Origin of the sequence: Citrobacter sp. TBCP-5362, assembly GCF_005406305.1 — a bacterium.
GTDB classification, from domain to species: Bacteria; Pseudomonadota; Gammaproteobacteria; order Enterobacterales; family Enterobacteriaceae; genus Citrobacter_B; species Citrobacter_B koseri.
Genome location: NZ_CP040234.1, coordinates 2879671 through 2905037, shown reverse-complemented (window position 1 = coordinate 2905037; position 25367 = coordinate 2879671). Strand labels below are relative to the sequence as shown.

General features: G+C 54.2%; 18 protein-coding genes and 1 CRISPR repeat array. Of the genes, 9 read left to right on the top strand and 9 right to left on the bottom strand.

The genetic code is table 11. The annotated features are described in order from the left end of the window. Positions 1-138 precede the first annotated feature (138 nt). The 4 genes from FD428_RS13880 to poxB all read right to left on the bottom strand — a co-directional run bounded on the left by FD428_RS13880 (position 139) and on the right by poxB (position 5450). On the bottom strand, positions 139-1152 hold the full coding sequence (locus tag FD428_RS13880) for an NAD(P)-dependent oxidoreductase (protein WP_114848463.1): 1014 nt from the start codon (positions 1150-1152) through the stop codon (positions 139-141). 98 nt (positions 1153-1250) lie between these two features. Further along, complete coding sequence (locus tag FD428_RS13875; protein WP_114848462.1) at positions 1251-2681, bottom strand: SDR family oxidoreductase; 1431 nt, start codon at positions 2679-2681, stop codon at positions 1251-1253. A 10-nt stretch (positions 2682-2691) separates the two neighbouring features. Continuing rightward, positions 2692-3693, bottom strand: coding sequence for a low-specificity L-threonine aldolase (ltaE, locus tag FD428_RS13870; protein ID WP_058668943.1), 1002 nt, complete (start codon positions 3691-3693; stop codon positions 2692-2694). 38 nt (positions 3694-3731) lie between these two features. Further along, positions 3732-5450, bottom strand: a complete 1719-nt coding sequence (poxB, locus tag FD428_RS13865) for a ubiquinone-dependent pyruvate dehydrogenase (protein ID WP_114848461.1) — start codon at positions 5448-5450, stop codon at positions 3732-3734. A 153-nt stretch (positions 5451-5603) separates the two neighbouring features. On the opposite strand from poxB, the gene FD428_RS13860 reads away from it, so the two are divergent. Continuing rightward, on the top strand, positions 5604-6038 hold the full coding sequence (locus FD428_RS13860; RefSeq protein ID WP_024130489.1) for a DoxX family protein: 435 nt from the start codon (positions 5604-5606) through the stop codon (positions 6036-6038). 89 nt (positions 6039-6127) lie between these two features. Here the strand turns inward: FD428_RS13860 and hcr are convergent, their stop codons facing one another. From hcr to aqpZ, 4 genes are all read right to left on the bottom strand, one after another. Then, positions 6128-7096 (bottom strand): NADH oxidoreductase, encoded by a 969-nt coding sequence (hcr, locus tag FD428_RS13855; RefSeq protein WP_114848460.1) that lies wholly within the window; start codon positions 7094-7096, stop codon positions 6128-6130. An 11-nt stretch (positions 7097-7107) separates the two neighbouring features. Continuing rightward, a complete protein-coding gene (gene hcp / locus FD428_RS13850; protein ID WP_024130487.1) occupies positions 7108-8760 on the bottom strand; it encodes a hydroxylamine reductase in 1653 nt (550 codons plus the stop codon). Between the two features lie 145 nt (positions 8761-8905). Further along, entirely contained in the window at positions 8906-9805 is a 900-nt protein-coding gene (locus tag FD428_RS13845; protein ID WP_012133055.1) for a lysine exporter LysO family protein, read from the bottom strand. 175 nt (positions 9806-9980) lie between these two features. Further along, positions 9981-10676: an aquaporin Z gene (gene aqpZ / locus FD428_RS13840; protein WP_024130486.1), complete on the bottom strand. Its 696-nt coding sequence runs from the start codon at positions 10674-10676 to the stop codon at positions 9981-9983. Positions 10677-10966: 290 nt separating this feature from the next. Here aqpZ and FD428_RS13835 point away from each other — a divergent pair, with 290 nt between their 5' ends. The 3 genes from FD428_RS13835 (at position 10967) to macB (ending at position 15832) form a co-directional block, all read left to right on the top strand. Continuing rightward, a complete protein-coding gene (locus FD428_RS13835; RefSeq protein ID WP_114848459.1) occupies positions 10967-12625 on the top strand; it encodes an ATP-dependent endonuclease in 1659 nt (552 codons plus the stop codon). A 166-nt stretch (positions 12626-12791) separates the two neighbouring features. Next, a complete protein-coding gene (gene macA, locus FD428_RS13830; RefSeq protein WP_371417097.1) occupies positions 12792-13889 on the top strand; it encodes a macrolide transporter subunit MacA in 1098 nt (365 codons plus the stop codon). Next, entirely contained in the window at positions 13886-15832 is a 1947-nt protein-coding gene (gene macB / locus FD428_RS13825) for a macrolide ABC transporter ATP-binding protein/permease MacB (protein WP_047457825.1), read from the top strand. The genes macA and macB overlap by 4 nt, the downstream gene beginning before the upstream one ends. A 136-nt stretch (positions 15833-15968) precedes the next feature. Here the strand turns inward: macB and cspD are convergent, their stop codons facing one another. After that, positions 15969-16190 (bottom strand): cold shock-like protein CspD, encoded by a 222-nt coding sequence (gene cspD / locus FD428_RS13820; RefSeq protein WP_000447499.1) that lies wholly within the window; start codon positions 16188-16190, stop codon positions 15969-15971. 150 nt (positions 16191-16340) lie between these two features. Here cspD and FD428_RS21860 point away from each other — a divergent pair, with 150 nt between their 5' ends. The 5 genes from FD428_RS21860 (at position 16341) to cas3f (ending at position 25353) form a co-directional block, all read left to right on the top strand. Further along, on the top strand, positions 16341-16415 hold the full coding sequence (locus FD428_RS21860) for a hypothetical protein (RefSeq protein WP_213164981.1): 75 nt from the start codon (positions 16341-16343) through the stop codon (positions 16413-16415). 98 nt (positions 16416-16513) lie between these two features. After that, positions 16514-16834 (top strand): ATP-dependent Clp protease adapter ClpS, encoded by a 321-nt coding sequence (gene clpS, locus FD428_RS13815; RefSeq protein ID WP_012133050.1) that lies wholly within the window; start codon positions 16514-16516, stop codon positions 16832-16834. Positions 16835-16864: 30 nt separating this feature from the next. Beyond that, complete coding sequence (gene clpA / locus FD428_RS13810; protein WP_012133049.1) at positions 16865-19141, top strand: ATP-dependent Clp protease ATP-binding subunit ClpA; 2277 nt, start codon at positions 16865-16867, stop codon at positions 19139-19141. Positions 19142-19382: 241 nt separating this feature from the next. Then, positions 19383-21035: direct repeats of the CRISPR family, unit length 28 nt; unit sequence GTTCACTGCCGTACAGGCAGCTTAGAAA. A gap of 113 nt (positions 21036-21148) precedes the next feature. Then, positions 21149-22126, top strand: a complete 978-nt coding sequence (cas1f, locus tag FD428_RS13805) for a type I-F CRISPR-associated endonuclease Cas1f (RefSeq protein ID WP_114848458.1) — start codon at positions 21149-21151, stop codon at positions 22124-22126. Next, positions 22123-25353: a type I-F CRISPR-associated helicase Cas3f gene (gene cas3f, locus FD428_RS13800; RefSeq protein WP_114848457.1), complete on the top strand. Its 3231-nt coding sequence runs from the start codon at positions 22123-22125 to the stop codon at positions 25351-25353. Before cas1f ends, cas3f begins: the two co-directional genes overlap by 4 nt. Positions 25354-25367 lie beyond the last annotated feature (14 nt).

The following is a 25367-nucleotide window of genomic DNA, read 5'->3' as shown; positions in this document are numbered from 1 at the left end:
AAAACGACAACGCCTGAAATGCCCGATGGCGCAGGCTTATCGGGCCTGTGGCGGGTGAGTCGTATCTATTGTGCCATCCGGTACAACAATCTGACGGCAACCTGATGGTTGCCGTTTTTTGTGTTCACTGTGCGCCGGTCAGCGCGGTAGCTTGCCGTGATCGCGCAGCCAGGCGGCGGTACGCTCAATGCCTTCATCCAGCGTGACGATGGGCTGATAGCCCAGTTCCTCCTGGGCGCGCGTGGTGTCCAGCGTAAAATCGAAATTCAGCTTGGAAACGCCGTAGTGCGTCAGCGTCGGCTCTTTCGCCGATTTATTGCCGAAACGCTCCATGCTGCGGGCGATCATATCCAGCATCGGATACGGAACCGAACGGATTCGGCAATCAATGTTTAATTCATCAATCAGCTTCTGCACAATGCTGCGCAGCGTCCGGTGTTCGCCATTTGTGATGTTATAGATCCGACCAGAAGGCAGCTTGTCACTGCTTTCCTGGCTTGCCAGCCACATCGCATGGACGGCATTTTCATAATAAGTCATATCCACCAGCGCGCTGCCGCCGTGCGGCAACAGAACGCTGCCGTAGTGGTGCATCATATGCGCCAGACGCGGAATAAAGACTTTATCGTGTGGGCCAAACAGACTTTGCGGGCGCAGGACAGTAAAACGCGTCTGCGGGTTGGCCTGCGCCAGCAGGTTAATCACCTCTTCACCGGCCGCTTTGCTGCGTGCAAATTCGTTGGCGAAGCGGTGAGGGCGAAAATCCTCTTTGATATCGCGATGGTGGTGATAATCAAAATAGAGTGACGGAGAGGAAATATGAATAAAGTTACGTACGCCCCAGGCGACGGCCCATTCGCCGAGGCGTCGGGTGGCGCGGACGTTCGCCAGATCGAAGGCTTCCTGGGTTCCCCACGGCGAGGTGAAACTGGAGCAGTGCCACAGCGTATCAATGCCTGCGAGCATCACTTTTGCCTGCGAAGAGACCAGCTCGGTCAAATCCGCATGGACAAATTCCGCTCCCATTTTTTGCAGCAGCTTGCCCATCGCTTCATTGCGACCGGTAGCTCTGACGCTGATGCCTTTATTGCGCAAAAACTCAACCGCGTTTCGACCTAAGCCGCTGGTGGCGCCGGTAACCAGTACCTTCATATCAATCCACTGTGGTTAATAGAACTTCGTGCGCATTCTTCCGTGAATTACGTCGGTATGCAATGGGAAACATGAAAGAATACAGTATGTTTTTATGATTAATCTGTGATTTGTTCTGCAAGCCGGGTAATTCGCTTTGCCATACCCCGGAAAATAAAGAGATGCGCCGGGATCATCAGCAGCCAGTAGAAAAGGCCTGGCATCCCGTGCGGGTGCCACCAGGCGCGCACGTCAATTTGCCGGTGATCGCCTTTATCTTCAAGGGTAAAGCTCAGACGGCCAAGACCCGGCGCTTTCATGCCAAACAGTAAGGTCAGCTGCTTTTCCGGCTCGACAATGATGACTTTCCAGCTGTCCACCGTGTCGCCGGTCTGAAGAAGCGCGTGTTCAGGTCGGCCTTTTGCCAGCCGATGTCCCACCAGCAGATCCATTGCCGCACGCGTTTTCCAGAGAATATTGCCAAAGAAATAGCCTTCTTTGCCGCCGAGACGGTTGATCACCTGCCACAGGGCTTTCCGGCTGGCGGAGGTTTTAACCGTGAATCCGGCCTGTTTGGCAAAATAGCCATACTCTGGTCGCCAGCGGGCAAACGCCTGGGCGTCGTATCCCCAGTCGCTGGAGTTGACCAGTTTTTCTTCCTCCTTCAGCGTGCGACGCACGGCATCGTCAAAGGAGATGAGCGTCTGGGGGACCAACGCCCGCAGTTCGGTATCATCGGCCAGCAGGTCATGTTTCAGCCCCTGGATCAGCGCTTTTGCCGTGGTCGGCGGAACGGACGTAATGACATTTAAAAACCAGACTGAAATCCAGCGGGTCGGAAAAGGGATGGGGATCAGCAGGCGATGTTTGCCGCTGACGGCCATAAAGTGCTTGAACTGCTCCTGATAGCTTAAGACCTGCGGCCCGGCGGCTTCGAGAACCCGGTGCTCGCAGGCAGGGTGATCCAGCAACGCCACCAGATAGTGCAGCAAATTTTCCAGCGCGATGGGCGTGGTTCGGGAGCGCACCCAGCGAGGTGGCGTCAGCACCGGCAGGTTGTAGACCATATCGCGCATCACTTCGAAGGCGGCTGAACCTGCGCCGACGATAATGCCGGCGCGCAGTTCAGTCACCGGCACGCCGGATTCGCGCAGCGTCTCCGCAGTTAACTGCCGGGCGCGCAAATGGTCAGACTGCTCATGTTTCGGCGCCTGCAACGAACTGAGGAATATGAGCTGTTTGACCGGTACTTCACGCAGCGCATCGCGCACGTTCATCGCAACCTGGCGCTCATGGGCAATAAAATCGCCGCCTTCGCCCATGCCATGCACCAGATAATAGACGGTGTCGACCTCGCGGAGCAGCGCGGGCAGATTATCCGGCCAGTTGAGATCGACTTTATGACAACTGACGTTAGCCAGTTGCTGTTTTTCCAGCCGTTCAATGCGACGTGCCGCCGCCAGAATCTGATGCCCTTGCGCGCTGAGCGCCCGCACCAGATGTTGACCAATGTAACCACTGGCGCCAAGAACCAAAATACGTTGCGGCACGTCCGTCTCCTTAGCGGGTTAAAAAGGCGCGCCAGTGGGCGGCGACTTCAGCAAGCTGTTCACGCGATACGTCCAGATGCGTCACCAGACGCACGATTGGCGACGCGTTGATCAGCACGTCACGCGCCTTCATGTATTCGCCCAGCGCCGCTGCGTTCTCTTCACCAACGCGGACAAACAGCATATTGGTGTCGTGACGCATAACATCCGCACCAGCTTCACGCAGTTGCTCCGCCATCCAGGCCGCGTTGTCGTGATCGTCCTGTAAACGTGCGACGTTATTTTTCAACGCGTACAGCCCGGCGGCCGCCAGAATGCCGGCCTGACGCATACCGCCGCCGGTCATTTTGCGCCAGCGGATGGCGCGCTTAATGTAGTCCTGGTTGCCGACTAACAGTGAGCCTACCGGCGTCCCCAGACCTTTTGACAGGCAAATGGTGAATGAGTCGCAGTATTGAGTAATGTCTTTCAGTTCGCAGCCGTAGGCGACGACCGCGTTAAAAATACGCGCGCCGTCAACGTGTAACGCCAGACCGCGCTCGCGGGTAAATTCCCACGCCTGTTTTAAATATTCGCGCGGCAGCACTTTACCGTTGTGGGTGTTTTCCAGACTGAGTAAGCGAGTGCGGGCAAAATGGATATCATCCGCCTTGATCTTCGCGGCGACCTTATCCAGCGGCAACGTACCGTCTGCGGCGGCATCAATGGGCTGCGGTTGAATGCTGCCCAGCACCGCCGCGCCGCCTGCCTCGTACAGATAGTTATGCGCGCCCTGACCGGCGATATACTCTTCGCCGCGTTCACAGTGGCTGAGCAGAGCGACCAGGTTAGCCTGAGTGCCGGTGGGTAAAAAAATCGCCGCGTCTTTGCCGGAAAGCTCAGCGGCGTATTGCTGGAGGGCGTTGACAGTTGGGTCATCTCCGTACACGTCGTCCCCGACCGGGGCGGCCATCATTTCTTCGAGCATGGCACGACTTGGCCGGGTGACGGTATCACTACGTAAATCGATCATTGCACATCCCTATAGTTTAAAAGGCGATGTGCATTGTTTTACCTTAGCCAGTTGGTTTTCGCCAGTTCGATCACTTCATCACCGCGCCCGCTGATGATCGCACGCAGCATATACAGGCTAAACCCTTTGGCCTGCTCCAGTTTGATTTGCGGCGGAATGGCCAGTTCTTCTTTCGCCACGACCACATCGACCAGTACCGGGCCGTCGATAGACAGCGCGCGTTGCAGCGCCTCGTCGACGTCGGCGGCTTTTTCAACGCGGAGCCCTGTAATGCCGCAGGCTTCAGCGATGCGGGCGAAGTTCGTGTCGTGCAGTTCGGTGCCGTCGGTGAGGTAGCCGCCCGCTTTCATCTCCATTGCCACAAAGCCCAGCACGCTGTTGTTGAAAACAACAATTTTTACCGGCAGCTTCATCTGTACGAAAGAGAGGAAATCGCCCATTAGCATACTGAATCCCCCGTCGCCGCACATGGCGATCACCTGACGGCCCGGTTCGGTGGCCTGGGCGCCTAACGCCTGCGGCATGGCATTGGCCATTGAACCGTGGTTAAACGATCCCAGCAGACGGCGCTTACCGTTCATTTTCAGATAACGCGCCGCCCATACGGTCGGCGTGCCGACGTCGCAGGTAAAGATGGCGTCATCTGCGGCGAAATGGCTGATCTGCTGCGCCAGATATTGCGGGTGAATCGCTTTCTCGCTCGGTTTGGCTAAATCATCCAGCCCTTTGCGCGCGTCGCGATAGTGCTCCAGTGCTTTATCAAGGAATTTACGATCGGTTTTTTCTTCCAGCATCGGCAATAACGCTGCGAGCGTGGAGCGAATATCGCCGACCAGCGCCATATCGACTTTACTGTGCGCGCCAATGCTTGCCGGGTTGATATCGATTTGAATGATTTTGGCGTCGGTCGGGTAAAAGGCGCGATAGGGAAACTGGGTGCCGAGCAGGATCAGGGTGTCAGCATTCATCATCGTATGGAAACCGGATGAGAAGCCGATCAATCCCGTCATGCCCACATCGTAAGGGTTGTCGTACTCTACATGCTCTTTGCCGCGCAGCGCATGAACAATTGGCGCTTTAATTTTGGCGGCGAATTCCACCAGCTCTTTATGCGCGCCCGCGCAGCCGCTGCCACACATCAGGGCGATATTGCTGGAGTAACGTAATAGCTGTGCCAGTTTTTTCAGCTCTTCTTCGGCCGGGGTCACGATCGGCAGCGGGGCATGATACCAGTGGGTGCTGGCGCTTTCCGGCGCCGGTTTCAGCGCAACGTCGCCCGGCAGCACCACGACGGAGACGCCACGGTTAAGCACCGCCTTACGCATGGCGATCGCCAGTACCTGCGGGATCTGCTCCGGGGTGGAAACCAGCTCGCAATAGTGGCTGCATTCGCGAAACAGCTCTTGTGGGTGGGTCTCCTGAAAGTAGCCGCTGCCGATTTCGCTGGAAGGAATGTGGGCGGCGATAGCCAGAACCGGGACGTGATTACGGTGGCAATCGAACAGACCGTTAATCAAATGCAGGTTGCCAGGCCCGCATGAACCCGCGCACACCGCCAGTTCACCGGTGAGTTGCGCTTCCGCGCCAGCAGCAAAGGCGGCGACCTCTTCATGGCGCGTCGACATCCAGTCAATCGTCCCCATCCGGTTCAGGCTGTCGCTCAGGCCATTCAGGGAGTCGCCCGTCACGCCCCAGATACGTTTCACGCCAGCCTGTTCAAGTGTTTTTGCAATGTAAGCGGCAACGGTTTGTTTCATGGTTTTCCATCTCCTGTAATGTGATACCGGTTACAAGTTTAGATGAAGATAATCGTTACGCTTTGTCATCCCCCCTTATTTTCAGCAGCTATATTTCAACCGACAGAACGCGTAATTTAATGGCAAACCAGCCGGAACCAGGAGTCAATTCAGATGGTTACAACGTTATTAAATGCAGTGAACCGTATGCTGACGCATGAAGATTTTGGCAAGTTTCTGTTACGCCTCGCGGTAGGGGGGCTGATGCTGTTTCACGGCCTGCATAAACTGTTCGACGGTATTGATGGCATTAGCAATATGCTGATTGCAAAAGGATTGCCCGGGTTTATCGCCTATGGCGTGCTGGTGGGCGAGGTGATTGCGCCTTGCCTGATTGTGCTGGGTATTCTTACGCGTCCTGCCGCGCTGGTGCTGGCATTGACGATGGTGGTGGCGTGGTTAATGGTCGGCACCGGGAAAACCTGGCAACTGGATGCCGTCGGCGCATGGGCGATAGAAAGTTTAGTTTATTTCTTTATTGGCGCGCTGGCGGTGGCGTTTCTGGGGGCGGGGCGGTTCTCTGTTGCGGGAAATTCGGCCTGGCGGTGAAGAATTGCCGGATGGCGGCGTAAATGCCTTACCCGGCCTGCCGAAAAATGGCAGGCCGGGTAAGCGAAGCGTCATCCGGCAATGAGAGCTTATGCCAGAACTAAATCGCCCTGCGGATGGCAGGAGCAGGCCAGTACATAACCGTCGGCGATTTCCGCATCGGTCAGCGTCATGGTGCTGCTGACCGTATATTCACCGGAAACCACTTTGGTTTTGCAGCAGCCGCACACGCCAGCACGACATGCCACGGTCACCGGAACTTTATTGCTTTCCAGCGCGTCCAGCAGCGTGGTGCCGACAGGCGCGTAAAACTCCTGCGCCGGTTGCAGTTTGGTGAACTTCAGACCCTCCGTTGCCGCTTCGGCAACTGGCGTAAAGAACTTCTCTTTAAAGAAGCGCGTTACGCCGAGCGCTTTCACTTCCTGCTCAACCATGTCCATATACGGCGCCGGGCCGCAGGTCATGACGGTGCGCGATGCCAGGTCCGGCACGTTTTTCAGTAACGCAGTGGTCAGGCGACCCGCCACGAAACCGTGGGTCGCATTGTTCTCCGCCACCAGCGTGACCGGGTACTGACGCCATTCCTCAGCGAAAATCACATCCTGCGGCGAACGCACGTTGAAGATCACCTGCACATCTGCCTGCGGGCGGTATTTTGCCAGCCAGCGACGCATCGACATAATTGGCGTGACGCCGCAACCGGCCGCCAGCATCAGGAACTTGTCTTCGGCTTTGTCTTCACAGATAAAGTCGCCCATCGCATCGGACAGCCAGATATAATCGCCGCGTTTCACCTCGCGGGTTAACCACTGTGAACCTGCGCCTTCATCAATGCGACGGATCGTCAGCGTAATGTACTCGCTCACGCCCGGCGTGGAAGAAATGGTGTAGGCCCGCAGCGTATCCGCAGAGTTGCGAACGCTGACCAGTGCATACTGACCGGCACGGTACGGATAGTGATCGTGACACAGTAATGAGAGAGTCCACACATCCGGGGTTTCCTGATGGATGTGATGTACCTGCATCCGCCACGGACACTGAGTGGTTGGCATCGTCATTCTAAAACTCCTTACGCGCTCAACAGTTGCTGCATATCTTCTTCAACGGTGGTGACCTGACGCAGGCCAAATTTCTCGTTGAGGACAGCCAGCAGATCCGGGGTGAAGAAACCTGGCGCAGTCGGCCCGGTCACGATGTTTTTCACGCCCAGAGACAACAGCGTCAGCAGGATGACGATCGCTTTCTGTTCGAACCAGGAGAGCACCAGAGACAGCGGCAGGTCGTTCACGCCACAGCCCAGTTTTTCTGCCAGCGTGACGGCCAGAATGATGGCGGAGTAAGCGTCGTTACACTGACCGGCGTCAACCAGACGCGGCAGACCTTCGATGTCGCCGAATTCCAGTTTGTTGAAGCGGTATTTACCACAGGCCAGCGTCAGAATCAGGCAGTCATCCGGTACGCTGGTCGCGAAATCGGTGAAGTAGTTACGTTCGCCACGCGCGCCGTCACAGCCGCCCACCAGGAAGATGTGACGCAGTTTTTCGCGGCTGACCAGGTCGATCAGGCTGTCTGCTGCGCCCAGCAGCGTCTGGCGACCGAAACCAACGGTGATCAGATGCGGGATTTCGCTGTACGGGAAGCCTGCCATCTGCTGCGCCTGGGCGATAACCGGAGAGAAATCTTCGCCTTCCAGATGGTTTACGCCCGGCCAACCGACGATGCTGCGCGTCCAGATACGGTCGTCATACGCGCCAACGGTCGGGTCGATGATGCAGTTAGAGGTCATCACGATAGGGCCAGGGAAGCGGGCGAATTCAACCTGCTGGTTCTGCCAGCCGCTGCCGTAGTTACCGACCAGGTGTTTGAATTTACGCAGTTCCGGGTAACCGTGCGCGGGCAGCATTTCACCGTGGGTATAGACGTTCACGCCAGTCCCTTCGGTCTGCTCCAGCAGGTTGTACAGATCTTTCAGGTCGTGACCGGAGATCAGGATGCACTTACCTTCAACCGCTTTCACGTTAACCTGAGTCGGGGTCGGGTGGCCGTATTTGGTGGTTTCACCGGCATCCAGGATGCTCATCACTTTGAAGTTCATCTGGCCGATTTCCATAGAACATTCCAGCAGAGCGTTCATATCGGAAGGCCAGGTGCCCAGCCACGCCATGATTTTGTGGTACTGCGCGTAGATGTCGTTGTCATACTGACCCAGAACGTGGGCGTGCTCCATGTACGCTGCCGCACCTTTCAGGCCATACAGGCAAAGCAGACGCAGGCCGAGGATGTTCTCGCCAATAGCGGCTTTGTCTTTGTTCGGGGTGAACTCGGCGGCCTGACGTTGCAAATCGCCCAGATCGTCGCTGACCAGTTGCAGGTCGGCCATCGGATTGTTTACCGTAGCGCTTGCATCGATGTTCTGGCACTGCGCTTTCAGCGATTCGCGCAGGGCGATCGCTTCACGGGCATAGCCGACGATACGCGGAGAATCGAAGTTAACGTTGGTCAGGGTGGAGAAAAATGCACGCGGGGCAAAGTTGTCAACGTCATGATCGATGATGCCATATTCACGGGCTTTAGCAGCCCATGCAGACAGACCTTGCAGGGACGCAATCAGCAGATCCTGGAGATCGGACGTTTCCGCTGTTTTACCGCACATACCCTGCGCGTAGGAGCAGCCGTTCCCCGCCGGAGTACGGATGGTTTGTTCACATTGCACACAAAACATGGTCACACCTTTTTTAAAGTTATATTTAATATACATGTTTAAGGTTATGCCTGCGCGCAAAGGGATAAAAGTGATTTCTTACATAATTTACAGGGAGATTGATTTAGCGCAATTTTGGCGGCAGGGTTCTACCGCCAGGGAGGTATCAGGCTGAGAAAAAGGCCATCAGGATCGGCACCAGCAGGCTGAGGATAAAACCGTGAACGATGGCGGCAGGCACCATCTCCAGACCGCCTGTACGCTGAAGCACCGGCAACGTGAAGTCCATCGACGTGGCGCCGCATAACCCTAACGCGGTGGAGCGACTGCGACGAACCAGACCGGGGATCAGCATAATCGCTATCAGCTCGCGCGCCAGATCGTTAAAGAAAGCGGCGCTGCCAATTACCGGGCCGAACGATTCGGTCAATAAAATGCCGGACAGGGAATACCAGCCGAAACCCGATGCCATAGCCAGCGCGGTTTTGATCGGCAGGCCGAGAATGAGCGCATTGATGACTCCGCCGAGCATAGAGCTGGCGACCACCACCACGGCGACAATCATCCCCCGGCGATTCAGCACAATCTGTTTTAAGGTCATGCCATTGTTTCGCAACTGAATGCCGATCAGGAATAATAAGAAGATCAGCGTATATTCGCTGGCTTCCGTAGCGTGTTTGAGAAATGCCAGCCCGCTGAGGCCAAGCAGAAAACCCAGCACCACGACGCCGCATAATTTAAGTGACTCAAGCGCCATCGCGATACGTGAAGGTAATTTCTCCTGCTGGTGGTTGTGTCGCCACGGTAGCGAACGTTCCAGCCAGAATAATGCCGCGATGTTGCACAGCAAAATAACAGTAATACTGACAGCGGAATAATGAAAAATAGCGAGCAAATTACTGGCGAGATTATCCAGGAACGCCAGGCTGATCCCCATAAAAAAGAGAATGACGTAGACGATCCAGCTTAACAGCCGGTTGATCAGTTTTAATGCGGCCTGATGCTGAAGCGGAATGAGGTAGCCCACAATCAGTGGAACCAAAATGATTAAAAGTCCTGAAAACATGAACAACCGGGTCCTTTATATGCGAGACAGCGCAATGACACTACCCAATAAAGGCGGTCAGGTAAAGGAGCAAAAAAAAACCGGGTGGCGTTAACGCTTACCCGGCCTGCTTATTGTACTGTACCGCAGGTCGGGTAAGGCGTAGTCGCCACCCGACACCACGGACTTCACTCAATTAATCGCGTTTTTCAAGCAGCGTGCGGTACAGCACGCCACCCAGAATACCGCCGATAATCGGCATCACCCAGAACAGCCACAGTTGTTGTAATGCCCAACCGCCCTGGAAGATCGCAACCGCGGTGCTGCGCGCCGGGTTCACAGAGGTGTTGGTGACCGGAATACTGATCAGGTGAATCAGGGTTAACGCCAGACCAATGGCGATTGGGGCAAAACCCGCCGGGGCGTGTTTGTCCGTCGCGCCATGAATGACCAGCAGGAAACCGGCGGTCAGCACGATTTCAATGACGATGGCGGAAAGCATGGAATAACCGCCAGGGGAATGTTCGCCGTAACCGTTAGAGGCAAAACCGCTGGCAGCGGCATCAAAGCCTGCTTTACCGCTGGCAATCAGATACAGCACCGCCGCGGCAATAATACCGCCGACAACCTGAGCGATAATATAGCCAATGACCTCTTTTGCCGGAAAACGACCGCCAGCCCATAAACCTAATGTCACTGCCGGGTTAAAATGTCCGCCGGAAATATGACCTACGGCAAATGCCATTGTCAGTACGGTCAGACCAAAAGCCAGCGCGACACCCGCAAAACCAATTCCCAGTTCAGGGAATGCCGCAGCCAGAACGGCGCTTCCGCAGCCACCGAAAACGAGCCAGAATGTACCGAAACATTCGGCTGCTAATTTTCTAAACATAACCACCTCAAATAATAAAATTAACCACATTGAATATGCGGCTGTTTTTTTATCGTCATAAAAGGGTGACGACATAATGCAGGAAACTGTATTTTAAGAACGAACGTCACCCAATCACCAGTTAAAAAAATTCAGTTAGTTTGATTTAGGGCAATGTGGTGTGAATCCTTGTTCTGATTTGTCTTAATAAAGAGTGTAGTGCACGGACTTAATGCTGCAATTATCACGCCATGCAACGGATTTTGTCGTTATACTGCGGAAAGGATAAGTTGTTCATTTCTGGAGGATACATGATTCTCGAACGCGTTGAGATTGTGGGTTTTCGCGGGATCAATCGATTATCGTTGATGCTGGAGCAAAACAACGTGCTGATTGGGGAGAACGCGTGGGGGAAATCCAGCCTGCTGGATGCCTTAACTTTGCTGCTGTCGCCAGAATCGGAACTGTATCATTTCATCCGCGAGGATTTCTGGTTTCCCCCCGGAGATATTCAGGGACGTGAACATCATCTGCATATTATCCTCACTTTCCGTGAATCTCAGCCAGGCCGCCATCGGGTGCGTCGATACCGCCCGCTGGAGGCATGCTGGTCTCCCTGTCAGGATGGTTTTCACCGTATTTTCTACCGCCTGGAGGGGGAGAGCGCGGCAGATGGCAGCGTGATGACGCTGCGCAGCTTCCTTGATGGCGACGGCCACCCGCTACCGGTCGATGATATTAATCGCCAGGCACACCATCTCATTCGTTTGATGCCGGTACTGCGCCTGCGCGATGCGCGCTTTATGCGACGCATCCGTAACGGTACGGTGCCCGATGTTCCCGATGTTGAAGTTACCGCCTGCCAGTTGGACTTTCTGGCGCGAGAGCTGGCGACCCGTCCGCAGAATTTAACGGACGGGCAGATCCGCCAGGGGCTTTCGGCGATGGTACAGCTGCTGGAGCACTACTTTTCCGAGCAAGGCGCGGGGCAATCCCGTCATCGGTTGATGCGTCGCCGTTCGAACAACGAGCAGCGTAGCTGGCGCTATCTGGACATTATTAACCGGATGATCGACAAACCCGGCGGCCGAACGCATCGCGTGATCCTGCTGGGGCTGTTCTCCACGCTGTTACAGGCGAAAGGGACGCTGCGGCTGGATAAAGATGCCCGACCATTATTATTGGTTGAAGACCCGGAAACGCGTCTGCATCCAATTATGCTGTCGGTGGCATGGCAGTTGTTGAATCTTTTACCGCTGCAACGTGTGGCAACGACCAATTCCGGCGAGCTGCTGTCGCTGACGCCTGTGGAGCACGTTGTCCGTCTGGTGCGTGAATCTTCACGGGTCGCGGCCTGGCGACTGGAGCCTGGCGGGCTGAGCGCGGAAGATGGTCGCCGCATCGCCTTTCATATTCGTTTTAACCGGGCCTCGTCGCTGTTTTCCCGCTGCTGGCTGCTGGTGGAAGGCGAAACGGAAACCTGGGTTATCAACGAACTGGCGCGCCAGTGTGGGCACCACTTCGATGCCGAAGGGATTAAAGTGATCGAATTCGCCCAGTCTGGCCTGAGACCGCTGGTAAAATTCGCCCGCCGGATGGGGATTGAGTGGCATGTGCTGGTGGATGGCGACGAAGCCGGGAAAAAATATGCCGCAACGGTGCGCGGTTTGCTGAATAACGACCGGGAAGAAGAGCGTGAGCACCTGACGGCATTGCCTGCTCTGGATATGGAACATTTTATGTATCGGTCAGGATTTGCTGATGTCTTTCATCGGGTGGCGCAAATACCGGAAAACGTCCCGATGAATATGCGGAAAATTATCTCGAAGGCGATCCACCGCTCGTCAAAGCCTGATTTAGCCATTGAAGTGGCGATGGAGGCAGGGCGACGCGGCGTTGACGCGGTGCCGACGCTGTTCAAAAAAATGTTCTCCCGCGTACTCTGGCTGGCGCGCGGGAGAGCGGATTAGCGGCGAAACAGCCGCGACATCTGTGGCGGAATGCAGTCCAGCAATGGATAGCGACGGCGATATTCGGCGCGTTTTTCAGTGTTTGTTTATTTACCGTTAAGGTTTATCTTCCCACTCTGGTGGATATCTCGGGGAATGTTGGATCGTTATGAAGCTCAAGGGAAAAATGAAAAAGCGCTATCTTCTCATCGCCCTCATTATCATCGTGGCGATGTTTACGCTCTGGCGAACGTTAAATGCGCCGTTACCCCACTATCAAACGCTGATTGTCCGTCCGGGCGACCTCCAGCAGAGCGTGCTGGCGACGGGGAAACTGGATGCGCTGCGCAAAGTGGATGTTGGGGCGCAGGTCAGCGGCCAGCTTAAAACGCTGTCGGTCGCAATTGGCGACAAGGTGAAAAAAGATCAGCTGCTTGGCGTTATCGATCCTGAACAAGCGGAAAACCAGATCAAAGAGGTGGAAGCCACGCTGATGGAATTACGCGCTCAGCGCCGACAGGCTGAAGCCGAGTGGAAACTGGCGCGCGTCACCCTGTCACGCCAGCAACAGCTGGCGAAAACCCAGGCGATTTCGCGACAGGAACTGGATACGGCCGCGACGGAAATGGCCGTCAAACAGGCGCAGATCGGCACGATTGACGCGCAGATTAAACGTAATCAGGCTTCTCTTGATACGGCAAAAACCAACCTGGATTACACCCGCATTGTCGCCCCGATGGCAGGCGAGGTGACGCAAATCACCACCTTGCAGGGACAGACGGTGATTGCCGCTCAACAGGCGCCAAATATCCTGACGCTGGCGGATATGAGCACCATGCTGGTGAAGGCGCAGGTTTCCGAAGCGGACGTTATTCACCTGCGTCCCGGACAAAAAGCCTGGTTTACCGTGCTGGGCGACCCTCAGACCCGCTATGAAGGCGCGCTGAAAGATGTCCTGCCCACGCCTGAAAAAGTGAACGACGCTATTTTCTATTACGCGCGTTTTGAAGTTCCTAACCCGAAAGGGATTTTGCGCCTGGACATGACCGCACAGGTGCATATTCAGCTCACGGACATTAAAAACGTGTTGACGATTCCGCTGGCGGCGCTTGGCGACCCGGTCGGCAACAACCGCTACAAAGTCACGCTGTTGCGTAACGGCGAAACCCGTGAACGCGAGGTGTCGATTGGCGCGCGTAACGATACCGACGTGGAGATCGTCAAGGGACTGGAAGAGGGCGATGAGGTGGTGATCAGCGAGAGCAAACCTGGAGCCGCGCAATGACGGCATTGCTTGAACTGAGCAATATTCGCCGTAGCTATCCGTCAGGTGAAGAACAGGTCGAGGTGCTGAAGGGCATCTCCCTGCAAATTCATGCCGGAGAGATGGTGGCGATTGTCGGCGCGTCCGGCTCCGGTAAATCGACCCTGATGAATATCCTCGGCTGTCTGGATAAACCCACCAGCGGCACCTATCGGATTGCGGGGCGGGATGTCTCTACGCTCGACAGCGACGCGCTGGCGCAACTCCGCCGCGAACATTTTGGTTTTATCTTCCAGCGTTATCATTTGCTCTCACATCTGACGGCGGCGCAAAACGTTGAGGTGCCCGCCGTTTATGCCGGTACGGAGCGCAAACGACGGCTGGAGCGGGCCGAAGAGTTGCTGCAACGGCTGGGGCTGGGCGATCGGGTGGATTATCAGCCTTCGCAGCTCTCCGGCGGGCAACAGCAGCGGGTGAGTATTGCGCGCGCGTTGATGAACGGCGGGCAGGTGATCCTCGCCGATGAACCGACGGGGGCGCTCGACAGCCATTCCGGCGATGAAGTGATGGCGATTCTGCATCAACTGCGCGATCGGGGGCATACGGTCATTATCGTGACCCACGACCCGCAGGTTGCCGCTCAGGCCGAACGGGTGATTGAAATCCACGATGGCGAGATCGTGCGTAATCCGCCGTCGCAGAAAACGCAAGCGGGGCAAGGCATCGCAGAGCCCGTCGTCAAAACGGCCTCCGGCTGGAGCCAGTTTGTCAGCGGATTTCGTGAGGCGCTCACGATGGCGTGGCTGGCGATGGCCGCCAATAAAATGCGCACCTTGCTCACCATGCTGGGGATTATTATCGGGATTGCGTCGGTGGTGTCGATCGTGGTGGTCGGCGATGCGGCAAAACAGATGGTGCTGGCGGATATTCGCGCTATTGGCACCAATACTATCGATATTTATCCCGGTAAAGACTTCGGCGACGACGATCCGCAATATCAGCAGGCGCTGAAATATGACGATTTGAACGCGATTCAGAAGCAGCCGTGGGTAACGTCCGCGACGCCTGCCGTATCGCAAAATCTGCGGCTTCGCTATGGCAACATCGACGTGGCCGCCAGCGCCAATGGCGTCAGCGGCGACTATTTTAACGTCTACGGCATGACCTTTAGCGAGGGGAACACGTTCAACAGAGAGCAGTTGAATGGCCGGGCACAGGTGGTGGTGCTCGACAGCAACACGCGGCGTCAACTTTTCCCCAATAAAGCGAAAGTGGTGGGCGAAGTGATCCTGGTCGGTAATATGCCTGCAACGGTGATCGGCGTGGCCGAAGAGAAACAGTCTATGTTCGGCAGCAGTAAGATCCTCCGCGTCTGGCTGCCGTACAGCACGATGTCCGGGCGGGTGATGGGGCAGTCATGGCTGAATTCCATCACCGTTCGGGTGAAAGAGGGATTTGACAGCGCGCAGGCTGAGCAGCAGCTTACCCGCCTGCTGACGCTGCGCCACGGGAAGAAGGATTTCTTTACCTGGAATATGGACGGCGTCTTGAAAACCGCCGAAAAGACCACACGTACTCTTCAACTGTTCCTGACGCTGGTTGCGGTTATCTCACTGGTGGTAGGGGGGATTGGCGTAATGAACATTATGCTGGTTTCCGTCACTGAACGAACCCGGGAGATCGGTATCCGTATGGCGGTAGGCGCGCGCGCCAGCGATGTGCTGCAACAGTTCTTAATTGAAGCGGTGCTGGTGTGTCTGGTCGGCGGCGCGTTGGGGATCGGGCTGTCGATGTTGATCGCCTTTACGCTACAGATGTTTTTACCCGGCTGGGAAATCGGCTTCTCGCCCGTCGCGCTCCTGACGGCGTTCTTGTGCTCGACGTTTACCGGGATACTGTTTGGCTGGTTGCCCGCACGTAATGCGGCACGACTCGATCCGGTAGATGCGCTGGCGCGGGAGTGAATCTTGCCGGATGTTTGTCCGCCGGGTAAGGCGCGTCAGCGTCGCTATTCGGCAAAAAGCAATGGCGCAGAAATAAAAATGCCAGCCGATCGGGCTGGCATTTTGACTGCGGGATGTACACAATGAGACAGAAGAGCTATGCAACGGCTTCTGCTTCGATGGGCACGATGACACTGGCGTGATTGCCTTTTGGCCCCTGGTGGACATCAAACCGGACAGACTGCCCGGCTTTAAGCGTTCTGTAACCATCCATTTGAATGGTGGAGTAATGGGCGAAAATATCTTCGCCGCCGCCTTCAGGGCAGATGAAACCAAACCCTTTGGCATTGTTGAACCACTTTACAGTACCCGTTTCCATGCTTCGACATCCTTCGTAAATCTTATATAAGTAAGATGGAATGAACCGGTGGCGGAGTGGGGGCTGTTCAAAACCTCGCCAACTCTCGAAACTACAATTTAGAGAAATCAGGCGGGGCGTCAAGCGCCAGGCGGGGTGGATGGGGTAAAAATGAATCAAAAATTTGAAGCAGTTAACGCTATTGCCGGTAATGTGACAGATGTCGCGGATGACAGAGATAGATGATAGTTATCTATTAATTGGGGTAGATTGATTGCGTGCATAGGCTCTTGTCAGCGGCAGTACGTTCTGCCGGTAACCGTAACCGAAGATGACGACTGACAATGGGTAAGACGAACGATTGGCTGGATTTTGACCAGCTGGCGGAAGATAAGGTGCGCGACGCGCTAAAACCGCCATCTATGTATAAAGTGATATTAGTCAATGATGATTACACTCCAATGGAGTTTGTTATTGACGTGTTACAAAAATTCTTTTCTTATGATGTAGAACGTGCAACGCAACTGATGCTTGCGGTTCACTATCAAGGTAAAGCTATCTGCGGCGTATTTACCGCCGAGGTTGCGGAGACCAAAGTGGCGATGGTGAACAAGTATGCGAGGGAGAACGAGCATCCGTTGCTGTGTACGCTGGAAAAAGCCTGAATGCAGGCGTAAAAATTGGGGGAGGTGCCTATGCTCAATCAAGAACTGGAACTCAGTTTAAACATGGCTTTCGCCAGAGCGCGCGAGCACCGACATGAGTTTATGACCGTCGAGCACTTGTTACTGGCGTTGCTCAGTAACCCATCGGCCCGCGAAGCGCTGGAAGCGTGCTCCGTGGATTTGGTGGCGCTCCGTCAGGAACTTGAAGCCTTCATTGAACAAACCACACCCGTACTGCCTGCCAGCGAAGAAGAGCGCGACACACAGCCGACGTTGAGTTTTCAGCGCGTGCTGCAACGTGCGGTCTTTCACGTTCAGTCCTCCGGGCGCAGTGAGGTAACTGGCGCGAATGTGCTGGTGGCTATCTTCAGCGAACAGGAATCCCAGGCGGCCTATCTGCTGCGTAAGCATGAAGTCAGCCGCCTCGACGTGGTGAACTTTATTTCTCATGGGACGCGAAAGGACGAGCCGAGTCAGTCTTCTGACCCCGGCAATCAGCCAAATAGCGAAGAACAAGTTGGCGGGGAGGAACGTATGGAGAACTTCACGACTAACCTTAACCAGCTTGCTCGCGTGGGCGGAATCGATCCGCTGATTGGTCGTGAAAAAGAGCTGGAGCGTGCCATTCAGGTGCTGTGTCGCCGCCGGAAAAATAACCCGCTGCTGGTGGGTGAGTCCGGCGTCGGTAAGACGGCGATTGCCGAAGGTCTGGCCTGGCGTATTGTCCAGGGCGATGTGCCGGAAGTGATGGCGGATTGCACCCTCTACTCGCTGGATATCGGCTCGCTGCTGGCGGGCACCAAGTATCGCGGCGATTTCGAAAAACGTTTTAAAGCGCTGCTCAAACAGCTGGAACAGGACACCAACAGCATCCTGTTTATTGATGAGATCCACACCATTATCGGTGCGGGTGCGGCGTCGGGCGGCCAGGTGGATGCCGCAAACCTGATTAAACCGCTGCTCTCCAGCGGTAAGATCCGCGTGATTGGTTCCACGACGTATCAGGAATTCAGCAACATTTTCGAGAAAGACCGCGCGTTAGCGCGTCGCTTCCAGAAAATTGATATCACTGAGCCGTCCGTGGATGAGACTGTGCAGATCATCAACGGCCTGAAACCGAAGTACGAAGCGCACCACGATGTTCGCTACACGGCGAAAGCGGTGCGTGCGGCGGTAGAGCTGGCGGTGAAATACATCAACGACCGTCATCTGCCGGATAAGGCGATTGACGTCATCGACGAAGCCGGTGCGCGTGCTCGTCTGATGCCGGTCAGCAAGCGCAAGAAAACCGTCAACGTGGCGGATATTGAGTCCGTTGTGGCGCGCATCGCGCGTATTCCTGAGAAGAGCGTCTCGCAGAGCGATCGCGATACGCTGAAAAACCTCGGCGACCGCCTGAAAATGCTGGTCTTCGGGCAGGATAAGGCAATTGAAGCGCTGACCGAAGCGATCAAAATGAGCCGTGCGGGTCTCGGTCATGAACATAAACCTGTCGGTTCGTTCCTGTTCGCGGGGCCTACCGGGGTAGGGAAAACCGAGGTAACGGTACAGCTCTCCAAAGCGCTGGGTATTGAGCTGCTGCGGTTTGATATGTCCGAGTATATGGAACGCCACACCGTAAGCCGCCTGATCGGCGCGCCTCCAGGATATGTCGGTTTCGACCAGGGCGGTCTGCTGACCGATGCGGTTATCAAACATCCGCATGCGGTTCTGCTGCTGGATGAAATTGAGAAGGCGCATCCAGATGTCTTTAACCTGCTGTTGCAGGTGATGGACAACGGCACGCTGACGGACAACAACGGGCGTAAAGCGGATTTCCGCAACGTGGTGCTGGTGATGACCACCAACGCCGGTGTGCGTGAAACTGAGCGTAAATCGATTGGCCTCATCCATCAGGACAACAGTACGGACGCGATGGGTGAAATCAAGAAAGTGTTTACGCCGGAGTTCCGTAACCGTCTCGACAACATTATCTGGTTCGATCACCTGTCTACTGAAGTGATCCATCAGGTTGTCGATAAGTTTATTGTCGAGTTGCAGGTTCAACTGGATCAGAAAGGCGTTTCCCTGGAAGTGAGTCAGGAAGCGCGTGACTGGCTGGCTGAGAAAGGCTATGACCGCGCGATGGGCGCACGTCCAATGACGCGCGTCGTCCAGGACAACCTGAAAAAACCGTTGGCAAACGAGCTGCTGTTCGGTTCGCTGGTTGGCGGCGGCCAGGTGACCGTTGCTCTGGATAAAGAGAAAAATGAGCTGACGTATGGCTTCCAGAGTGCGCAAAAGCACAAACCGGAAGCCGCGCATTAATCTCGTAACCGGTAAAATCTGAACGCCAGTCGCGTTCAGATAAACTCGCTAAAATCCGTAATCTCTTTTGAGGTTACGGATTTTTTTGCCGTCATGCCCCGGATACCTGGAAACCCTTTTTTTGAGTGTTTTTTTAACGCTATGATTTTTATGTGTTTATATTAGGTGGCGATAAAAGGGTATTTAATCATTTCGTTGATATTTTTCTTTATTAACACCATGATAGCGACGAACTGCTTCAGTTCACTGCCGTACAGGCAGCTTAGAAAAAGAACGATGAACCTGTAAGTGATCGTGATGAGGTTCACTGCCGTACAGGCAGCTTAGAAACAGCGCGCCACTCCCTTCACGGCACCACGAAAGTTCACTGCCGTACAGGCAGCTTAGAAACTGAGCCACCGCTACGGTAAACCCCTGTCGGATGTTCACTGCCGTACAGGCAGCTTAGAAAGCGACAGGTTCAGAACCTGCTGGGATGCGACTGTTCACTGCCGTACAGGCAGCTTAGAAAACGTCATTTTGTTCAATCTCGATTTCCCTGATGTTCACTGCCGTACAGGCAGCTTAGAAAGGGTATTATTAATGTGCTTGAGAGAGTTCCTTGTTCACTGCCGTACAGGCAGCTTAGAAAGCCGGGCGGCTGGCATTCATCAACCCGCTCACCGTTCACTGCCGTACAGGCAGCTTAGAAATGGAAGCCGCAGGCAAATTCCCAAAACGCTGGGTTCACTGCCGTACAGGCAGCTTAGAAACAATAGGCACGAGAACGGCGCACCATTCGATATGTTCACTGCCGTACAGGCAGCTTAGAAATCTAATGTGTGGACACAATGTGGACATTCCACGTTCACTGCCGTACAGGCAGCTTAGAAATTTGATGGTTTGCCCGCGCATATCAGGAATAAGTTCACTGCCGTACAGGCAGCTTAGAAAAGTACGTAGGTTCGTCTGAGTGGATGCCGGAAGTTCACTGCCGTACAGGCAGCTTAGAAAACAGCCAGAAAATGGCATTTATGGAACGCTATGTTCACTGCCGTACAGGCAGCTTAGAAAAGTGACTGCCCACGGAAACAATCATAACTTGAGTTCACTGCCGTACAGGCAGCTTAGAAAAGTTATCGCCCGACAGTTTGGCGCCAGCATCGGTTCACTGCCGTACAGGCAGCTTAGAAATGGTAATTAGCACGTAATGCATTAGCCGAAGCGTTCACTGCCGTACAGGCAGCTTAGAAATGAGGTGATATATCCGATTAATGGTTGGAAATGTTCACTGCCGTACAGGCAGCTTAGAAAAGGTACAGAGTAAGTCGGCATCGGCCGGGCACAGTTCACTGCCGTACAGGCAGCTTAGAAATTAAGGCGATACACGCAGCCGCCGATAGTTCCGTTCACTGCCGTACAGGCAGCTTAGAAATGTCCCGGGGCAGTGGATTGCGTGCAGTAAAGGTTCACTGCCGTACAGGCAGCTTAGAAACCACACCGAGCGGATTTTGCCAACAATGGCAGGTTCACTGCCGTACAGGCAGCTTAGAAAAGCGACAAGCCGACAGAAGATGATATTTGGGCGTTCACTGCCGTACAGGCAGCTTAGAAACAAACGGGAAAGTCGATAAAATTATCGAGCTTGTTCACTGCCGTACAGGCAGCTTAGAAAGTATCGCCGACTGCGTCCCGATGCGGGAGAAAGTTCACTGCCGTACAGGCAGCTTAGAAAGCAACTCAGGATGATCCTTGTTCCGGGTTCACGTTCACTGCCGTACAGGCAGCTTAGAAAAAGAATACGGCGCATCATCGGCGTGAAATCCGGTTCACTGCCGTACAGGCAGCTTAGAAACGACGCGGAAGATCATAAAATCGCGTGCCGCTGTTCACTGCCGTACAGGCAGCTACCACACCACAAATGTAATTATTTATTTTGAAAGCTCTTTTGTTGATTTTTATCATTTCATCTGCCGGAGCCTCATCAGTACTATCGATAACACATAAAATGACGGGGTTTAAATAGATATGTCTGCAAATTCAATTATGCCTTCGGATTTAAAAACCATTCTGCACTCTAAACGCGCCAATATATATTATCTTGAAAAGTGCCGTGTGCAGGTAAATGGTGGGCGAGTTGAATACATTACGAGTGCAGGTAATGAATCATATTACTGGAATATTCCTGTCGCGAATACTACGGCAGTGATGCTGGGTATGGGCACGTCAGTGTCACAGGCGGCGATGCGGGAGTTTGCAAGGGCTGGCGTGATGGTTGGCTTCTGTGGCACTGATGGTACGCCGCTTTATTCCGCAAATGAAGTTGATATTGATGTGTCATGGCTGTCACCGCAAAGTGAATATCGACCGACTGAATATTTACAGCATTGGGTCTCTTTCTGGTTTAAAGAAGAAAAAAGACTGATTGCGGCAAAGATGTTTCAGAAAATAAGATTGCAGCAAATAGAAAAATATTGGTTAGCTCCATCATCACAGAAAATATTTCAGCCAGACCGGGAACGATTAAATGATATTATCACGCGCGCGGATGCGTCTATGGCGCAAGCAGAGGATCATACTCATTTAATGCTCAAAGAGGCGCAATTAACAAAATCGCTGTATAAACTGGTGAGCCAGACCGTTGGATATGGCGATTTTACCCGAGCAAAACGGGGCGGTGGTCTGGATATGGCGAATCGGTTTCTGGATCAGGGTAATTATCTGGCATACGGATTAGCGGCTGTTGCGGCATGGGTTACAGGGCTCCCACACGGTCTGGCGGTTATGCACGGTAAAACGCGTCGCGGCGGCCTGGTCTTTGATTTGGCCGATCTTATCAAAGACGCGCTTGTCATGCCGCAAGCGTTTATCGCGGCAATGGAGGGGGAGGATGCACAGGCGTTCCGCCAGCGCTGTATTAATAGATTTCAGCAGTCTGATGCTTTAGATTTAATGATCACCACGCTTCAGGACACGGCGCGACAGCTGGCTGAGGATAGCGAATGAATGTGCTGATTATCTCTCGCTGCACCAAACGCGCTCGCGAGGAGAGTTGCCGTATACTCGATCAGTTTGCTGAGCGAACGGGAGACGCGGCCTGGCAAACCATCATCACCTTAGAAGGCGTTAACACGCTGCGCCGTTTATTACGGAAAACCGCAAGGCGTAATACTGCGGTTGCCTGCCACTGGTTGAAGAAAAACGGGCAAATGGAATTGCTATGGATTGTCGGCAATATACGTCGTTTTAATGCGCAAGGGCGTGTTCCTACCAACCGAACCACACAAACGCTTATCACGAACAACGATGAACATCGGTGGCGATGTGCGGAAAGCATTGCGCTGTTAGCAGCGATTGCGGGCTTGTTTCATGATTTTGGTAAGGCAGGGTTCTGTTTTCAGGAAAGCCTGACGAAAAAAACAGCTAAAAGTTATCAACCTTATCGCCATGAATGGGTTTCGGTACGCCTGTTTCAGGCGTTTGTCGGTGAGCAACATGATGAACAGTGGCTGGCAAAACTCGGTGAGTTGTCTGCGGATGACGACGCTGAACTTCTGGCTCGATTGCGCAAGGATAACCCCTGCTATTCTGACAGCCCTTTTCGTACGCTTCCACCGCTTGCCAGCGTCGTCGCCTGGCTAATTTTGTCTCATCACCGTCTTCCTGAAAACCTGCGTGGCGACAACGAGCTGGAGGGATGTCAGAGCTGGCTTGAAAATCAGCTTAATGCAGACTGGAACGCCGTGAATCATATAAAAGAAGGGTGGCGAGACGTCGATTTTCGCAATGTCTGGGTTTTTCCATCAGGCACGCCTGTACAAAGTCGCGTCTGGCGGGAGAAAGCTCGTCAGATCTCCCGACGCGCTAAGAATGCTGCGGCATTAAAACAGTGGGGACAGATGGATCAACTGTTCACGCTGCATATGGCGCGTTTTTGTCTGATGCTGGCCGATCACTTCTACTCTTCCAGCCATCCTCACCCAACGTGGCAAGATCCTGATTATTGTGTATGGGCAAACAGCGATCGGAAAAATGGCACGCTAAAACAACGGGTTGATGAGCATCTGACTGGTGTCGCGCATCACGCATTGCTTCTGGGGAGACAACTGGCGCGTGTGCGTTCGTCGCTTCCGGCGATTGCAAGGCATAAAGGTTTTCGTGAGCGTTCGGGTAATCCGCTTTATCACTGGCAAAATAAAGCCTGGGATGTAGCTGTCGCGCTGCGTGAGAGGAGTCGGGAAGAAGGGTTTTTCGGCGTCAATATGGCCTCGACGGGCTGCGGGAAGACGCTTGCCAATGCACGAATAATGTATGCGCTGGCTGATGAGCAGGAAGGCTGTCGCTTCACCGTGGCAATGGGGTTACGCACGCTGACGCTGCAAACCGGCGATGCGTTGCGTAATCGACTGAAGCTGGACGACGATGACCTGGCGGTACTGATTGGCTCGGGTGCGGTGAAACAGTTGTGGCAGAAGGAAAAAGAACCGGAACCAGACAGGGATAGCGCCTCGGCAAAGGCCTTGTCTGAAGAACAGCAATATGTTCATTATGAAGGCAGTGTGCAAACGGGGGCGCTGGAAAAATGGTTGAGCGGCGACAGGAAATTGTCGGCGTTAGTCAGTGCCCCTGTTTTAGTGACAACCCTCGATCATTTGATTTCGGCGACGGAAGGTGTGCGTGGCGGGAAGCAGCTACCGGCGATGTTGCGTTTGCTGACCAGCGATCTGGTGCTGGATGAACCTGATGATTTTGATATTGCCGATCTGCATGCCGTTTGCCGCCTGATGAACTGGGCCGGGATGCTGGGAACCCGCGTGCTGCTCTCGTCGGCAACGCTGCCGCCGGATCTTATCCAGGCAATGTTTGCCGCCTGGCTTGCCGGGCGCAAAATATGGCAGGCGTCCTGCGGCGCGTCAGAGAAACCGATGAATATTTGCTGCGCATGGTTCGATGAAAAAGGCGCGAAGGTGGAGCACATCGCGGATGGACGCAGCTTTAGCATTGCGCATAAAACATTTGTTGAGCAGCGGGCGGCAATGCTGGCGGCAAAACCTCGTCTGCACTTTGGGCGTATTTCGCCCGTATCTCCGGCGTCGCCAGAGGTGAGCGATGTCATTACCTGCGTGGCCCGCGCCGTGCATACGGAAATGCAGGTTTTACATCACGCGCATAAAGAGACGCATCCCGGTGGTAAGACCGTGTCATTGGGTTTAGTCAGGTTCGCGAATATCGATCCGCTGGTCGCTGTCGCAAAAGCGTTAATGGCGATCCCTTCGCCGCAGGATGTCTGTATCCATTATTGTGTCTACCATGCCCGGCACCCGCTGGCGGTGCGTTCAGCCATCGAAAAATGTCTGGATAGCGCATTTACTCGCCATCAGCCCGATACGCTCTGGCAACATCCAGATATTGCAAAAGCCCTCAATCTCCGCCCGGAGAAGCATCACCTTTTTGTCGTGTTAGGGACTTCCGTCATGGAGGTTGGCAGGGACTGGGACAGCAGTTGGGGCATCATCGAACCCAGCTCTATGCGATCCATTATTCAGTTCGCCGGGCGTATACAGCGCCATCGACGCGTCGTTCCAGAGAACGAAAACCTGGTGATTCTCAGCAGTAATATTAAAGCGCTGAGAAAGCGCTCCCCCGCGTTTTGTAAGCCGGGATTTGAAAATAAGGATCATCCATTAGCCAGTCACGACCTGCGTGAATTACTACCACCGCAGGATTATCAGACGATCACTGCATTGCCACGTATTTTGCCTGCAAATGGTGAAAATAAACTGGCGGAACTGGAGCACATGCGGCTCAGGGAAGAATTACTCAGCAGTAAGAGCCGGCAGATTATTGCCGCAAACTGGTGGCGTAAACCGCTCACCTGGAATGCCTGGCTACAGCGTAAGACACCGTTTCGTCAGTCGCAGCCGGAAGCCAGATTTTTTCTGCATATGGAAGAGGAAGAGAGCGAGCCTTATTTCGCATTTCATACCGAAAACGGCAACATCAAGGCTTCCGATAAATTTGTTCTTCAGGACATTGAGTATGCAGAGGGAACAGACCATTGGGGATGTACGGACTACCGCCAGGTGTTGCTGGCGTTGGCCGATGCCCAACAGACTGAGATTAACCGCGTAGGTGAAATTTTCGGTGAGATCAGCGTACCTGTAAATGAAGAGGATGTGACGAGCGACTGGCGTTACCACCCGTGGTTGGGTGTTTACAGGGATATTAATTAAGAACGTCGGGAGCA